16 protein-coding genes are annotated in these 13,510 nt (G+C 39.9%); 4 read left to right on the top strand and 12 right to left on the bottom strand.

The genetic code is table 11. From position 1 onward, the window contains the following. Positions 1 to 49: 49 nt before the first annotated feature. The 4 genes from ND811_RS07220 to purN are packed head-to-tail and all read right to left on the bottom strand — an operon-like array spanning position 50 to position 3,630. Entirely contained in the window at positions 50 to 721 is a 672-nt protein-coding gene (locus ND811_RS07220; protein ID WP_265351409.1) for a hypothetical protein, read from the bottom strand. Positions 722 to 764: 43 nt separating this feature from the next. Continuing rightward, positions 765 to 1,478, bottom strand: a complete 714-nt coding sequence (locus tag ND811_RS07215; protein ID WP_265351408.1) for a hypothetical protein — start codon at positions 1,476 to 1,478, stop codon at positions 765 to 767. Further along, on the bottom strand, positions 1,478 to 3,019 hold the full coding sequence (purH, locus tag ND811_RS07210; protein ID WP_265351407.1) for a bifunctional phosphoribosylaminoimidazolecarboxamide formyltransferase/IMP cyclohydrolase: 1,542 nt from the start codon (positions 3,017 to 3,019) through the stop codon (positions 1,478 to 1,480). The genes ND811_RS07215 and purH overlap by 1 nt, the downstream gene beginning before the upstream one ends. Beyond that, positions 3,016 to 3,630 (bottom strand): phosphoribosylglycinamide formyltransferase, encoded by a 615-nt coding sequence (gene purN, locus ND811_RS07205; RefSeq protein WP_265351406.1) that lies wholly within the window; start codon positions 3,628 to 3,630, stop codon positions 3,016 to 3,018. Before purN ends, purH begins: the two co-directional genes overlap by 4 nt. A gap of 77 nt (positions 3,631 to 3,707) precedes the next feature. On the opposite strand from purN, the gene fliS reads away from it, so the two are divergent. From fliS to ND811_RS07190, 3 genes are read left to right on the top strand one after another with little or no spacing between them, the layout of a single operon-like run. After that, positions 3,708 to 4,154, top strand: a complete 447-nt coding sequence (gene fliS / locus ND811_RS07200) for a flagellar export chaperone FliS (protein ID WP_265351405.1) — start codon at positions 3,708 to 3,710, stop codon at positions 4,152 to 4,154. 17 nt (positions 4,155 to 4,171) lie between these two features. After that, positions 4,172 to 4,585, top strand: a complete 414-nt coding sequence (locus ND811_RS07195; RefSeq protein ID WP_265365521.1) for a flagellar protein FlgN — start codon at positions 4,172 to 4,174, stop codon at positions 4,583 to 4,585. Continuing rightward, entirely contained in the window at positions 4,564 to 5,091 is a 528-nt protein-coding gene (locus ND811_RS07190) for a J domain-containing protein (protein WP_265351403.1), read from the top strand. Before ND811_RS07195 ends, ND811_RS07190 begins: the two co-directional genes overlap by 22 nt. A 114-nt stretch (positions 5,092 to 5,205) precedes the next feature. Here ND811_RS07190 and ND811_RS07185 read toward each other — a convergent pair whose 3' ends face one another. The 6 genes from ND811_RS07185 to ND811_RS07160 form a co-directional block, all read right to left on the bottom strand. Further along, on the bottom strand, positions 5,206 to 6,507 hold the full coding sequence (locus tag ND811_RS07185; protein ID WP_265351402.1) for a TRAP transporter large permease: 1,302 nt from the start codon (positions 6,505 to 6,507) through the stop codon (positions 5,206 to 5,208). After that, the gene (locus ND811_RS07180) at positions 6,507 to 7,202 is read right to left on the bottom strand and encodes a TRAP transporter small permease (protein ID WP_265351401.1); all 696 of its coding nucleotides are present in this window, start codon (positions 7,200 to 7,202) and stop codon (positions 6,507 to 6,509) included. Before ND811_RS07180 ends, ND811_RS07185 begins: the two co-directional genes overlap by 1 nt. Positions 7,203 to 7,223: 21 nt before the next feature. Then, positions 7,224 to 8,231 carry a TRAP transporter substrate-binding protein DctP gene (dctP, locus tag ND811_RS07175; RefSeq protein ID WP_265351400.1) on the bottom strand — a complete coding sequence of 336 codons (1,008 nt, stop codon included), beginning with the start codon at positions 8,229 to 8,231 and terminating at the stop codon, positions 7,224 to 7,226. A gap of 22 nt (positions 8,232 to 8,253) precedes the next feature. Next, a complete protein-coding gene (locus tag ND811_RS07170; protein ID WP_265351399.1) occupies positions 8,254 to 9,156 on the bottom strand; it encodes a TRAP transporter TatT component family protein in 903 nt (300 codons plus the stop codon). Between the two features lie 171 nt (positions 9,157 to 9,327). Beyond that, positions 9,328 to 9,810, bottom strand: a complete 483-nt coding sequence (locus tag ND811_RS07165) for an LIC11661 family lipoprotein (RefSeq protein ID WP_265351398.1) — start codon at positions 9,808 to 9,810, stop codon at positions 9,328 to 9,330. After that, on the bottom strand, positions 9,807 to 10,427 hold the full coding sequence (locus ND811_RS07160) for a DedA family protein (protein WP_265351397.1): 621 nt from the start codon (positions 10,425 to 10,427) through the stop codon (positions 9,807 to 9,809). The genes ND811_RS07165 and ND811_RS07160 overlap by 4 nt, the downstream gene beginning before the upstream one ends. Positions 10,428 to 10,476: 49 nt before the next feature. Between ND811_RS07160 and ND811_RS07155 the strand changes: the two genes are divergently transcribed. Further along, on the top strand, positions 10,477 to 11,637 hold the full coding sequence (locus ND811_RS07155; protein WP_265351396.1) for a deoxyguanosinetriphosphate triphosphohydrolase: 1,161 nt from the start codon (positions 10,477 to 10,479) through the stop codon (positions 11,635 to 11,637). Between the two features lie 161 nt (positions 11,638 to 11,798). Here the strand turns inward: ND811_RS07155 and ND811_RS07150 are convergent, their stop codons facing one another. Both ND811_RS07150 and argC read right to left on the bottom strand, forming a co-directional pair. Further along, positions 11,799 to 12,407, bottom strand: coding sequence for a nucleoside phosphorylase-I family protein (locus tag ND811_RS07150; protein WP_265351395.1), 609 nt, complete (start codon positions 12,405 to 12,407; stop codon positions 11,799 to 11,801). After that, the gene (argC, locus tag ND811_RS07145) at positions 12,394 to 13,416 is read right to left on the bottom strand and encodes an N-acetyl-gamma-glutamyl-phosphate reductase (protein ID WP_265351394.1); all 1,023 of its coding nucleotides are present in this window, start codon (positions 13,414 to 13,416) and stop codon (positions 12,394 to 12,396) included. Before argC ends, ND811_RS07150 begins: the two co-directional genes overlap by 14 nt. Positions 13,417 to 13,510: the final 94 nt, after the last annotated feature.

Below are 13,510 nucleotides of genomic sequence, written 5' to 3'. Positions count from 1 at the left end.
TTGCCTCGTATGGATGGCTTGGGTTGCCAAGCCTTACGAGACAGGGTAACTACGGGATTAAATCCCGCAAGGTTTTTGTTTCTTGTACGCTGAAGAAATCGACATAATCCTTAGCAATGACCTCTTTTAAGTTAGCAGAAAAATAATCGATCCTACGGGTGTAGGGAGCCTTTTTGTATCCTTCTCTCCAGACTACGGCAAATCCACCACGAGGAGGGTTTTCTCTTCTTTCTACAAGTTCCCAAATCGCCGCTCCCGAAACCTTGTCATCACCAATGGATTCTTTTCTGGGTTTGCCGTATTTTTTTTCCATCTTCTCTTTGATCTTTTCTGATGGGACCAAATTGAAAGTCACACCAACGGAGAAAAGGATTCCGTTTTCGCGAAATTCTGTTTGTCCATCGATAGAAGGATCGGACTCAGCTGCTCCTTCTCGTTTAGGGCGAACTTCTTTTAGTAATTCAGGAGTTTTATAAAAACGATAGAGATAGAAGATTCCATTTCGTTTGATGAGAAGGCTTTCCTCTTTTTTTTCATTTAAGAGTTCGATCTTTTCCTTTGAATCTGGATTGGTTGCCATTGACAAAAATTTTTCGCGGATGGATTCAAAAGTCATCCCCCAAGAAGCTTCTGCAAATCCATCCAAACTATTAGGAATTTCTGTTTGTGCTGTGAGAAGTCCAGGGATTAGGAAAAGAAGGAAAAACACATATTTCTTCATAAGATTCCTATCGGTCAAAATTTCAAAAAAGAGAACCGGTTTCTTACTTAAAATCATCTCGGAATGGATCCTCTCCCAAACCAAAATCATCTTCTTCATCGGTAAAGGGTCCTTTTTCGTCCTCATCCCAACCATTATTTGGAGCGGAGTCTGTAGAGGATGGAGCTCCCCAATCTTCTTCTGCTTCAAAAGAATAGGTGGATTTACTTTCTTCGAAACTCACTCCGAAAATTGGTTCTCTGTTCCATAAGAAAACAAGAACCGGGATTTGCAAAAAAACAAGGAGTAGGTAAAATAAAAAGAAAAGGTCTCGGTCGAGGCCATAATGGACGGCTCCAGAAGCCAAATTACCTAAAGCAAGTCCCGAAAGGGCGGGTTTGGCAAGTGCTAGATACCGTTCTCCTCTGTAGGCATCCTTTAAGAACGGAAACGAAAAGAATAGCGCCAAAAAGAAAATTGGCATGTGGAAGATATGTTCGAAGGGCCCAGGACCTTTTTCTCCGAGGACTGACCCGAGTAGGGACCAAAGCCAAACGAAAAGGGCACTCGCTAAAAAAGTCCCAGCTCCATAAACTAAATTTCCTCCCGATTCCAAAACATCCAAACAAATGCGGAATACATCCCCTCGAATGTCTGTTAGTTCTTCCCTGCGGTAATTAGTTTTTTTAGAAAAGAATAAAATCTTCACATAATAAACTATAACCGCAGTCACCAAACAAAAGAAGGTGAGAAATAGGAGGAAAAGAAAAAATTCCATTAGTGACGGAAATGCCTCATTCCAGTGAACACCATAATGAGACCATGTTCGTCTGCTGCTTGGATGACTTCTTCATCACGGATGGATCCACCTGGTTGGATAATGGCTTTTGCACCCACTTTGGCTATGGCATCAATTCCATCCCGGAAAGGAAAAAAAGCATCACTACCTACATAAGATCCTACAACTGAGAGTCCAACTTTTTGAGCTTTCATGGCACCGAGTTCCACTGAATCTACACGAGACATTTGACCGGCTCCAATTCCAAGAGTTGAGTTTTGGTCCGTGTAAACGATTGCATTGGATTTAATAAACTTCACACAGTTCCAAGCAAACATCAACCCTTCTAAATCATCAGCTGTTGGTTGTTTTTTCGAGACCACTTTTAGTTTGTCTTTTGTGATCAAATCGTAGTCACGATTTTGGATGAGTAGTCCATGATGAAGAGAACGTAAATCAAGTTCATCCAAGGCCTCGTCAAAATTTGTTATCGGGATCAAACGAATGTTAGGTTTTTTGGAGAAGATCTCCAAGGCTTCCTCAGAAAAACTTTCTGCGATCACACCTTCCACAAAATTCTTTGTGATTTCTTCTGCTGCATCTTTTTCCACACGTCCATGAATTCCAATGATTCCACCGAAAGCCGAAATAGGATCTGTTTTTCTTGCTAGTGCAAAGGATTCGAGAACGTTTTCGCCAAAAGCAATCCCACAAGGATTTAAGTGTTTTACAATAGATACTGCATTTTTTGGAAGTAAACTTGCAACATGAAAGGCAGCATCAAAATCCAACATATTATTAAAAGAGAGTTCTTTTCCTTGAAGGGCCTCAAACTGTGATTTAATAAAAAGAGGTTCATAAAACGCTGCATCTTGGTGTGGGTTTTCACCATACCTTAGTTTTTGTTTTTTGTTAAAGGCAAAAGTAATTTTATCAGGATATTTGATATCTAACTTTTTATTAAAGAAGGTAGATATTGCTGAATCATAAGAAGCTGTTTCGGAAAATACTTTGGCAGCATATTTAAATGCGGTTTCCCTTGATACTTTTCCTTTGTTTGATGTAAATTCGGCTTGGAACGAATCATAATCTTTTGGATCAGTGAGAACCACTACGTTTTTGTGATTTTTTGCCGCCGAACGGAGCATAGATGGTCCACCGATATCGATGTTTTCTATGGCATCTTCTAACGTTACATCGGGTTTCATCACTGTTTTGACAAACGGATAAAGGTTCACAATCACAAGAGTGATGGGAACAATTCCATTACTTTCCATCTGTTTGACATGGTCTGGGTTTGTTGTATCACCGAGGAGTCCGCCATGAATTTTTGGATGGAGGGTTTTGACTCGGCCATGCAGGATCTCAGGAAAACCAGTGAACTCGTCCACCTTTTTCACTGGAACTCCTGCTTTGGAGAGGGCATCATAGGTTCCGCCAGTGGAAAGTATTTCCACTCCGTTTTTGGCTAGGAAGGAACAGATCTCTGTAATTCCGGCTTTATCGGATACGGATACGAGTGCTCGTTTGATTTCGATCATTTTAGGATTTCTACCTTTCGTTCTTTGATTTTTAATTTATCTTCACAAAACAGTTGTATAGCGAGTGGAAGGATTTTATGTTCTTCCGCAAGGATTGCAAGGGATAGTTCTTTTTCATTCCAATCTGGGGCAATGGCAATCGCTTTTTGCAAAATGATGGGACCCGTATCCACACCTTCTTCCACAAAATGAACCGTACAACCTGCAACTTTTACACCATAGTCCAGGGCTTGTTTTTGGGAGTCGAGTCCAGGGAAGGCGGGAAGAAGACTCGGGTGGACATTGATGATCCGGTTTCGGAATCTGCGTACAAATTCTGGTTTTAGGATTCTCATGTATCCGCAAGCCACAATCAGGTCTGGGTCGAAAGTTTCTACTTCCCCAAGGAGATCTTTGTGGTAGTCAGCCTTTTGGGGATAAGTTGTGTAGGGAACGACCTTTGTGGGGATGCCAAAGGATTTGGCGATCCCAAGGGCCTTTGCCTCTGGGTTGTCCGTCACAAGGGCCACCAGATCGAGCTTTAGCTTTTTTTTACGGATGTACTCGACAGAAGCGCTAAAATTGGAACCTCTTCCCGAGGCCAAAAAAACGACACGTTTTATTTTTCCCATGTGATATTCTAAGAATATTCGCTTGGGTCATTAAGCAAGTATCCTTTTTGGTCGATGGGAATACTCAGGAGAAAAAAATGTCGCTTGCGAGAAAAACCGGTGCCTCTGCTTACAATGAATACAAAGCCAATGAGATATCTACCGTTAGCCAGATCAAACTGATCGTGATGCTCTTTGACGGAGCCATCCGATTCCTCGGTGTAGCCAAAGACAATATGACTCCCCGAAAGTATGACGTTGTGAACAACAATATCATCAAAACCCAAGACATCATTACAGAACTTTTACTTTCACTCAATATGGAAGAGGGGAAAGAGGTTGCAAACAATCTATTGTCTTTATACGTTTATTTGAAGAAAAGGTTGTTAGAAGCCAATATGCGTAAGGATAAAGCCATCATTGAAGAATGTATCAAAATCCTAATTGAATTAAAAATGTCCTGGGAAGAGTTAGAAAAAAAAGATACTCCAAATCCAGGTGTTTCTTCTGGCGCACGGCCGACTGGAATTTCAATCACTGGTTAATGGATTCAGACCGATTTATGACTTCTTCCAAACAAAATACAAAACAACTTCTACAAAAAAAAATTCAGTATTTAGAATCTCTTATATCCAACTTAAAACGGGAAGAGGAATTACTTTCTTATCGAGATGCAGATTCCGCGGTAAAACTAGAGTTTAAAAATGAATCTTTAGTTAAGAAACTAGAGGAAGTTGACCGTGAACTTTGGGAAAGGCAAGAGATGGAAGTGTATACGGAAGAAGAAATTGCCATTTCAGAAACGGTTTTCGAAAGACTGGATGAAGCAAGAAACTTGCAACAAAAGGTTCAAGAATTACTTGTTTTTGAAATGAATGAGAGCAAAAAAGAATTTTGGGAATTCAGTATCAAACGTAGATTGAAAACACATTTGATGCAGTCATCCGGCCTCTCATGGACAAAAAACTACTGTTAAATGATTCTCTTCATTTTTTAGGTTTAAGTCCTGGGTTTACCGAATCGGAACTCAAAGAATCCTATCATAAACTGGCTAAAAAATATCATCCTGATTCTGGAGAATTTACCAGTGATGTTATGTTTTTAGAATTAAATAAACATTATGAATCCTTAAAAGATTTCCTTCTCATTCATCCAGAAGAGGAATCATTCCCCTCCGGTAATCAAGAAAATAATGATCCAAATGAAAAAGGTAATCCGCTAAAACCTTCCAAAGATCCGGTATTTCATGAATACAAGCAGGCCAAAGAAAAAGAAACAGAAGCCATTTTACGTTATTATGAAAAACGGAACTTACATCCCATTGAACTTTCTGAAAATGCAAACAAGGAACTAGTTCAGTTACGCAAAGACTTAGAGCCAGTTCTTTCCGTCTATACAGAGATTTTAAAGAAACATCCTACTAGCCTTTGGGCCAAAGATGCCAAAGATTCTTTAGAACGACTTCGTGTTTGGTGGGCTTAAATAAAAAAAGCCGGAGTAGGTCCCCGGCTTTTTTCTCTAAATAATTCTTTTTAGTTATGGAAGATCTTTTTTATCAATGTTCCAAGAAAAAGAATCCATTTCGATATTTTGGTATTATGGTGTTGGAGCTGCTGCTTCTCCACCGACAAGACCAAGCGAAATTTCTGGAATCCAACTGATAAGGATAAGTCCAATCAGGAATAGTCCCACAATAGGGGCTACGGATTGAATTACCTTTCCTAACGGTTGTTTGAAGATACCAGATGCCACAAATAAGTTGACTCCTACTGGCGGAGTTAAGTAACCAATTTCCAAGTTCACAATCATAATGATACCGAAGTGAACTGGGTTGATTCCATAGTTGATGGCCATTGGTGCAAGTAGCGGCGCAAGTACTAGAATCGCACTCATAATATCCATGAACATTCCCACTATGAGTAACAAAATGTTTACACCAATGAGGAATGTCACAGGGCTTGAAATGAGTTCGGACATTGTCGCCACAAGATTTTGCGGTATTTCGTTCTCGATCATGAACTTGTTCAAACTGACTGCAAGGATTAGGATTAGGAATAGAATTCCTAACATCTCTGCACTTTCAGCCATGATTTTTGGAATCTTAGGAAAACTAAGTTCTTTGTGGATGAACACTTCGACAAGGATGGCATAAAAAACCGCAATGGCTGCTGACTCTGTTGCTGTGAAAAATCCGGAGTAAATTCCTCCGAGGATCACTACAGGCATAAGAAGAGCAAGCACTCCTTCTTTCCAAGCAACACGAATTTCGGCCCAGTCCCATTTTCCTCGACCAACGTTTCCTGCGCGTAACACAGAATAAATCATAAGGAGAGACATGAGTAAAATTCCAGGACCAATCCCTGCAATGAAAAGATCGGTTACAGATACACCTACCATAATCGCATAAACAATCATCGGAATACTAGGAGGAATGATGATCCCAAGAGTTCCACCAGAGGCAAGAAGACCCATAGAGAATTGAGTCGGATATCCTGCTTTGGTAAGAGAAGGATACATCAGACCACCGATGGCAATGAGTGTTACTGGAGAGGAACCAGAAATAGCAGCAAAGATCCCACATGAGAAAACCCCTGCGATCGCAAGTCCTGCAGGAATGGGTGCTGTCATTGCCTGTGCAATTCGAATGAGTCGTCTAGCAATACTTCCGTGGGTCATTAGGTTTCCTGCAATGATAAACAAAGGAATCGCAAGAAGGATTTCTTTGTCTCCCGCAAAGAATAAATCCCCAATGATACTATTCAGTTCTTGGAAAGACTCAAGAGGCGGATCTGGTAAAAAGTAATAACAATAAACCGTGATGGCACCCATAAGTACAATCAAAGGTTGTCTGAGTAAAATTAAAGCAAGTAAGAGTAGGAGTATTCCCCAAGAACCCATTATTGATTCCCCCGTGAATTAGATTCGGAAAGTTCTTTTTCCGCAAGTTCCAAAGCCTCTGTGGCTTCATTGATATCGGAAGGAATGAGGGCAGGAAAAATTCCATAACACAAATGTCTGAAACCCATAGAGGTAAAAATATAAGGGAAAATCAATTGAACTTTCCACAAATGAATTTCTGTTACAGGATTCACTTCATCTAAACTAATACTTTCTAGAACATAAATGACAGATAGATAGGCAAGGAACAAAAAGAAAAAAGAGATTACCCACTGTTCAATTACCTTAATATAAGGTAAAAATTGTTTTGGTAATACTTTATCTGCGATTTCTGGGCGAAGATGGGAACCTTTTGCACTTGCGAGTGCAGATCCAAAAAGACCACCCCATAACATAAAATAGAGGGAAAGTTTTTGTGCCCAAATGATACCACCAAGGCCAAGCCACTCTAAAAATCCAGAGGTTCCACCGTGAATGGATTCGGCAATGTAAACACTCCAGTCACCAACGAAACCGGCAACACTGGTATTTGGATAAGCTTCTGTGATTTCCATTACCCAACTGAAAACTTTGTCGATGACTTCCCTTTTGGAAACGTCAGCAATCATGAGAAGAGTGAGCAGAAGGAAACAAATTCCTCCCGCCCATTTCTCGCCGAAACTCAAAGTATTTAGAATTCGTTCGACGAATTTCATTTATCTATATCCTTCCTTAACTTATCCACCACAAGCTGCTTTGGCTTTTAGGATTTTGTCGTAGATCTGTTTGGACTGACCACCGATTTTTCCTACCACCTGGCCTGCAACCGCATTTGCTGCAGCTTTAAATCCTGCTAAGTCAGCATTTGAAGGTTCATACACAACGACATCTGCTTTTTTAAGAGTGGAAATCATGTTCTTTTCAATGGAACGAACAGCTTGTCTTGCACCTGGAGCAAGTTTATTACCTTCACCCATAAGAGTTTTCTTTTGTTCGTCGTTAAGTGTGTCCCAAAACTTTTTGGAATAAAGGATGGCTGCTGGTTGGTAGATGTGGCGAGTCAAAGTGAAATACTTAATCGCTGTTTGCCATTCTGCTGCCAAAGTGAAAAGAGGAGTGTTATCAAATCCTTCTACCACACCAGTTTGAAGGGATGGAAGAACTTCTGGGATAGCAATCGGAATTCCACTCACACCCAATTGTTTCCAATAAGCTATATGAACTGGAGATTCTTGGATTCTGATTTTAACACCTTTTAGGTCATCAGGAGTTTTGACAGGAGCCGATTTTGTTCCAATCGAACGGTATCCATTTTCTGCCCAAGTTACAAAGATGAGGCCTTTTGCTTCAAAAAGTTTACGGAAATCTTCTTGTAAGTGGTCATCAAGAACACAGTCTGCTTGCGCATAAGAGCTAAATAGATAAGGAATCTCTAGAACGTTTAGTTCTTTTACCGTGTTGGCAAGAGCACCTGCAGTAAGACCAGCACCTTGTAGTTTTCCACGGATGACTTGTTGGAGGATTTCGTTTTCTCCACCCATTTGTCCACCAGGATAAATTTTAAACTTAATTTGGCCTTGTGACTCTGATTCAATTTTCTTCTTGATTTTTGCTAGTTCGTTTGCCCACGGAGATCCTTCCGGTGCAACGGTTGCTAGTTTAACTGTTGTTTGTGCAAATAAACCCCCACTGATCGTGAGGGTCAAACTTACACAAACTAAATACTTTAATTGTTTTAAAAACATCTAGTTCTCCTAGTAAACTTGATTATAGTTCGTCGAGTAATTTCTTAGCTTTACGTTGTTCTACGATTTGATCTGCTTCGATTTCAGGAAGGGAAGAGGCTTTTCCTTTGATTACAAATTCTAATTGTTTTCTGAATTTGTCTTCATTTCCTTTTAGGCGACTCTCTGCATACAATACTCGTACTGCAAAGTAGTTCGGGTGTTTTGCAATTGCTTCTTCGAACAATTTGTCCGCAAGTTTTTTATCACCGGTTGGTGAAAGAGCGTTACTTGCTGCATCGTATCTGAGAGTTGCTGAATAAAAATATTCTTTACCCATTGCTTTTTCGATTTCTTTAGCACGGTTGATCATTGCTGAGAATTTAGAACGGTTAGAAAGAAGAGTAGTAAATCCTACCATTCTGGACCACTTAGCAAGGGAGGCATATCTCCAATAAAGAGCATCGATATCTTGTGGTCCAAGAACATCCAAAGCTTTTTCGATCTCAAGTTTATCTTTGACAACTTTGTCACGAAATTTTGGGTTCATCGCAAGGGCAGCTTCACACCAAGTCACTGCAGCATCGTAGTATTGGATGGATTCTTCTTTTACTTTTTCATCTGTATCAGAATCACCTGTAAGTTTTAGCCAAAGATGTCCGTCACTTAAAAGGTAGTTTCCCCGGCAAAGTAAGACTTTTACATCAGAGTATTGAGGGTTCTCAAGAGCAAATTTTTCTAAACCAACAAGGGCTTGTCTCAGGTCTTGTTCGTTTTGACGGTTCTTCCAAAGTTTTTCAAGGTCAGCTGGAAGTTTGGCCGGGCTTGTTGCTCGCTCTACGTTCGAGTCAGAGATTTTGACAGATCTTGATTTTCCGCAAGCAACGACTGAAACGAGCACGAGTGCCGCCACCGCGAATTTTGACCAATGTTTCGTTTGGTACATTTTGTATCATCCTCCAAAAGATATTTGGGATTTCGTCATCCCTTTCTATTTGTATTCTCATGTTTGGACTTTGGGGCAAATTTTTAGAAAAATTCTAAAAAAAGCGCAAAGAATTCCCATGATTCCGGAAAAAAATACACGCATTTGACTTAAATGCAAGAAAGTTTTATTTTAAGGGACAATAAGAGCATTTGAGGAAGGCGATACTTTAAAGGAACTAGTGCTATTTTGTAGGTTGACAGCAAGACCTAGGGTCCTCATGGCGATGTAGGTTCCTGGTGTGAGAGTCGCAAAAATCCGACAACTGACTCCCGTTGCATTGTCTTTTTGCGATGGATCAATCTCAAAAGTATATTCAACAGGTTGGACTATCGTAGAGGATGCCAAAACACAGTCCGTTCCCAAATTCAGGTCTGTCGGGTTTTGGACTTCCTTTTCTGAAATCCCAGAGTAGAGACGGTATCCCTGGAAGATAAATTCCGGGTTTTGGGCTCTGACTTTGATCGTAAAATTGGAATTTCCATTATTGGTAATGGATATGAGTGTAGGCGGTGCTTGTACAGACGCTGTTGTGGAATAGTTTGTGCAACTAAAGGCGAAAAGAAGCTGTACAATCAAGAAGTAGTAGCGTGGGAAAAAGGAAACAGTGTTCATTTTTCTCCTCTTTCTTCCCGGTGTTTCCTCCGCCACCAAAAGAAGGCAAGGACTAGAATGGCTAGGGCCACGAGAGTGAGGATGATGGTTTGGCCGTTTCGAACCCATCCCATCAGTTGGTCAAAATTATGGGCCCCAAAATAACCTAAATAGACCCAAATAGGAACGGAGATGAGGGCGGCAAATCCATCGGTCAGGAAAAAACGAATGAAACTAATTTGTTTGGAAGTCCCTGCGGTAAAGAAAATAGGCATCCGGAGTCCTGGCATAAAACGTCCGAAAAAGACCACCCAACGGCCATATTTTTTGAATTGGTCACGAACTTTGTCAAATCGTTCCGGATGCAGGACAGTTCTTAGGATGGGAAGAGTGAGGGCTTTTTCTCCGTAGTAACTTCCTAACCAAAAAACAAAACTATCTCCAATGAGAACACCAGCCATTCCCACCAAAAACATAATGTGAACATTGGCATAACCTAGGCCAGAGATGACTCCACCTGCGGTGAGGGATATATCTTCAGGAACCGGAAGACCGAATCCACAAAGGATCAGAATTCCAAAAACGGCAAAATAACCGTATTGCATAAAAATGGAAACTAGAGTTTGTAGAAAGTCCATGAGGGATTTATACTGATTTTATGGTTTCGTCGAAAAAGGAAAGAGATTTATGAAGAAAGGGAGAAACTGGCTCCTAGAGGAAGAAGAAAAAATCCTTGCTCCTTATGCTGTTAGTAGCAGAAATCCAGGTGAAAGAGAGTATTCGGAACCGGAACATCCCTACAGACTTCCCTTTCAGAGGGACCGTGATCGCATCATCCACTCTCATGCTTTCAAACGTTTGGAATACAAAACGCAAGTTTTTGTTTATTCAGAAGGGGATCATTTTCGTAACCGACTCACACATACATTGGAAGTTGCAGGAATTTCTAAAACCATTTCCAAGGTTCTTGGTCTGAGTGAAGACTTGAGTGAAACCATTGCTCTTGCACATGATTTGGGTCATTCTCCCTTTGGTCATGCCGGCCAAGAGGCACTTTCTGATTTGATGCGAGGCAAAGGTGGATTTGAACACAACAAACAATCCCTTCGTGTAGTTCAGAAATTAGAACGCCGTTATCCTGATTTTCCCGGCCTCAACCTTTGTGGGGAAACTTTACTGGGAATCATGAAACATGGTGGGGATTACGAAAAATCGGAGTTACTTAATGTTAGGCGAGGTTTGGGTCCTTCTTTAGAAGCAATGGTGGTTGATAGTTCTGATGAAATTACTTATAGTGCTCATGATTTAGAAGATGGATTGGAAAGTGGACTTCTTGATCTCTCTGATGTAAAGGAATTAAAAGTTTGGAAACGAATTAAGGATTCTCTTCCTAAAACGAACCATTCCGATATAGATTCTATTTCTCGTTCTGCAGGAAGGGTATTACTCAACTTAATGGTTTCCGATTTAATAGATAACATCGATTTCCTTTTACAAAAATATTCCATAAGATCAAGAGAAGATGTTTCTTTAGCGTTTCAAAAACAATGGAAACTTGTCCAGTTTTCCGAAGAATTTCAAATAGAATTTAAGGAATTAAAAGACTATTTGTTTGCTAAGCTCTATCGTCATCCTGAAGTATCTCGTATGAGTGAAAGAGGGAAAGAAACAATTCATTTACTGTTTAAACATTTTGAATCTCATCCAGAATCCATTCCAGAATCTTATAGGAATCGAGAAGAAGAGGAAGGAAGGGCGCGAGTCATTTGTGATTACATCGCTGGGATGACGGACCGGTATGCTATTGAGAAGTTAAAACGTGAAGGGATTCTTTGGTTTCCATATTAATGGACTGGAATCTTTGAATGAATTTTTTTTAATCTTGGGAGAGATTTGAATGTATCAACTATATGCTCATCCCCGTTCCACATTGTGTCAGGGAAGTTTTAGAAGATTCAAAAAGATTTTTATCTTAGATGGGACTTTTTTCGAGAAAGAAAAATTTGGGTTTAAGTGATTTCCTTCCCTGCTTTTAAAAATTGATTTTGTAAGGACTCGGATAGGTTTTTCCAGTTTTTGGCCCATTCATTAGAGCCATTGGGTCCAACTGAATTGGTTACGGCTAAATAAGCGGTGACCGTAATGGAAAATTTTGTTGCAACTTTGGCGATTCCAAACAGTTCCAAATTTTCAACTTCTAAATTTTTCCATGATTCTTCTGGAGGCTGTTTTAGTTCTGTTAACGTGATTGTAGTTGGTGCATTACATTTTGCCGTTTTGAAAAACTTGTCCGGAACAAGTTCATGAAACTCTGGGGATTCGGGAATTTGTTTTGCCATTTTTAAGGCATGGGCCAATTCTTTCGTATATACTCTGTTTGGTGAAATAATGGATCCCACTTGGATTTTGCTCCAATCATATACCCCGCAAGATCCAAAAAAAACAATATGACGTATCTCTTTGTTTTTAGAAAGGTATTCCGATAGTTGGACTGCCGCTTCTAAATTTCCAATTCCCATTACTTCTAAATAGGGAAACTTATCCGAAGCCCTGAGGAGATTTATTTCTCCTTCAAACGCTCCGGTAACAAGTGTTTTGTTTTTGTTAAAGGGTAACAAGACCTTCTGTTTCTGGATAACCATACATCAAATTCAAATTTTGTAAGGCCTGGCCTGCTGCCCCTTTCACTAAATTGTCGAGTGCTGAGACAATGACCAGTGTGTTTCCTTTGATACGATATCCTAAGTCCAAAAAGTTTGTATTTTGTACCTTTCTAATTTCTACTTCTTCGGGAGTTTTGTATAATCTGATAAAGGGTTCTTTTTCGACGGCCACTTGGAATTTTTCTTTGACTTGTGCTTCACTAATTCCTTTTGGAAAGGAAATATAGATGGTAGCAAGGATTCCTCTGTAGATGGGAAGTAAATGTGGTGTAAAATGAATTTCTTTTTCTTCCGTTCCTACAAATCCATATTCTTCCATTTCTGGTTCATGTTGGTGGGTTAAAATTTTATATGCTCTGAAATTTTCATACACATTGGTATATGCATATTTGATTTCTTCTGTCCTTCCACCTGCACCACTCACACCAGATTTTGCATCTACAATCACAGGCCCCTGGATTTCTTTTCTTAAATTTCCAAGAAGGGCAATCGGAAAAATGGCAGAAGTTGCATAACAACCGGGATTCGAAACAAAGTTTGCATTCTTTATTTTTTCTCTGAAAAGTTCCGGTAACCCGAAGACAACTTGGTCCATCAAAGAAAAATTTGTATGAGTAAACTGATAAGCTTTTTCAAATTTACTTTGGTTGTGGAGTCGGAAGGTTCCAGAGAGGTCGATTACCTTTCTTCCTTCTTTTAAAAACTCAGGAGCTTTTTCTAAAGAAACTTCATTGGGAGTCGCAAGAACTATTCCTGCATCTTTAGGAACAGGTGCTTCGTGTTTATGAAATTCTAAATCAGGTAAATGGCTAAGGTCAGGGAAAACTTCACGGATGTGTTTTCCGTTTACTTGATTGGAGGTAACATGCACCAACTCAAAACCAGGATGGTGAAAAAGAAGTTTCGTAAGTTCTTTACCGGTAAGACCACCAGCACCAATGATTGCAATTTTTGTTTGTTTCATAGAGGGAACTAAGGTCAAGATTTTGAGATTGATACGTGTTGTCAAACGGCTCTATTCTAGAATTGGGTTGATTTTTGAAAAACTTCCCGTCTGA

Origin of the sequence: Leptospira soteropolitanensis, from assembly GCF_026151655.1 — a bacterium.
Classification (GTDB): domain Bacteria; phylum Spirochaetota; class Leptospiria; order Leptospirales; family Leptospiraceae; genus Leptospira_A; species Leptospira_A soteropolitanensis.
The sequence above is the reverse complement of the archived record's forward strand: the minus strand, read 5'-3'. Positions and strand labels throughout refer to the sequence as shown.

Coding starts and splice junctions, on each gene's coding strand:
- purH (WP_265351407.1), bottom strand. CDS start 3,019: ATGATCGAAATCAAACGAGCACTCGTATCCGTATCCGATAAAGCCGGA.
- ND811_RS07220 (WP_265351409.1), bottom strand. CDS start 721: ATGAAGAAATATGTGTTTTTCCTTCTTTTCCTAATCCCTGGACTTCTC.
- ND811_RS07190 (WP_265351403.1), top strand. CDS start 4,564: ATGGACAAAAAACTACTGTTAAATGATTCTCTTCATTTTTTAGGTTTA.
- fliS (WP_265351405.1), top strand. CDS start 3,708: ATGTCGCTTGCGAGAAAAACCGGTGCCTCTGCTTACAATGAATACAAA.
- argC (WP_265351394.1), bottom strand. CDS start 13,416: ATGAAACAAACAAAAATTGCAATCATTGGTGCTGGTGGTCTTACCGGT.
- ND811_RS07160 (WP_265351397.1), bottom strand. CDS start 10,427: ATGGACTTTCTACAAACTCTAGTTTCCATTTTTATGCAATACGGTTAT.
- ND811_RS07180 (WP_265351401.1), bottom strand. CDS start 7,202: ATGAAATTCGTCGAACGAATTCTAAATACTTTGAGTTTCGGCGAGAAA.
- ND811_RS07165 (WP_265351398.1), bottom strand. CDS start 9,810: ATGAACACTGTTTCCTTTTTCCCACGCTACTACTTCTTGATTGTACAG.
- ND811_RS07215 (WP_265351408.1), bottom strand. CDS start 1,478: ATGGAATTTTTTCTTTTCCTCCTATTTCTCACCTTCTTTTGTTTGGTG.
- ND811_RS07195 (WP_265365521.1), top strand. CDS start 4,172: ATGACTTCTTCCAAACAAAATACAAAACAACTTCTACAAAAAAAAATT.
- ND811_RS07170 (WP_265351399.1), bottom strand. CDS start 9,156: ATGTACCAAACGAAACATTGGTCAAAATTCGCGGTGGCGGCACTCGTG.
- purN (WP_265351406.1), bottom strand. CDS start 3,630: ATGGGAAAAATAAAACGTGTCGTTTTTTTGGCCTCGGGAAGAGGTTCC.
- ND811_RS07155 (WP_265351396.1), top strand. CDS start 10,477: ATGAAGAAAGGGAGAAACTGGCTCCTAGAGGAAGAAGAAAAAATCCTT.
- dctP (WP_265351400.1), bottom strand. CDS start 8,231: ATGTTTTTAAAACAATTAAAGTATTTAGTTTGTGTAAGTTTGACCCTC.
- ND811_RS07185 (WP_265351402.1), bottom strand. CDS start 6,507: ATGGGTTCTTGGGGAATACTCCTACTCTTACTTGCTTTAATTTTACTC.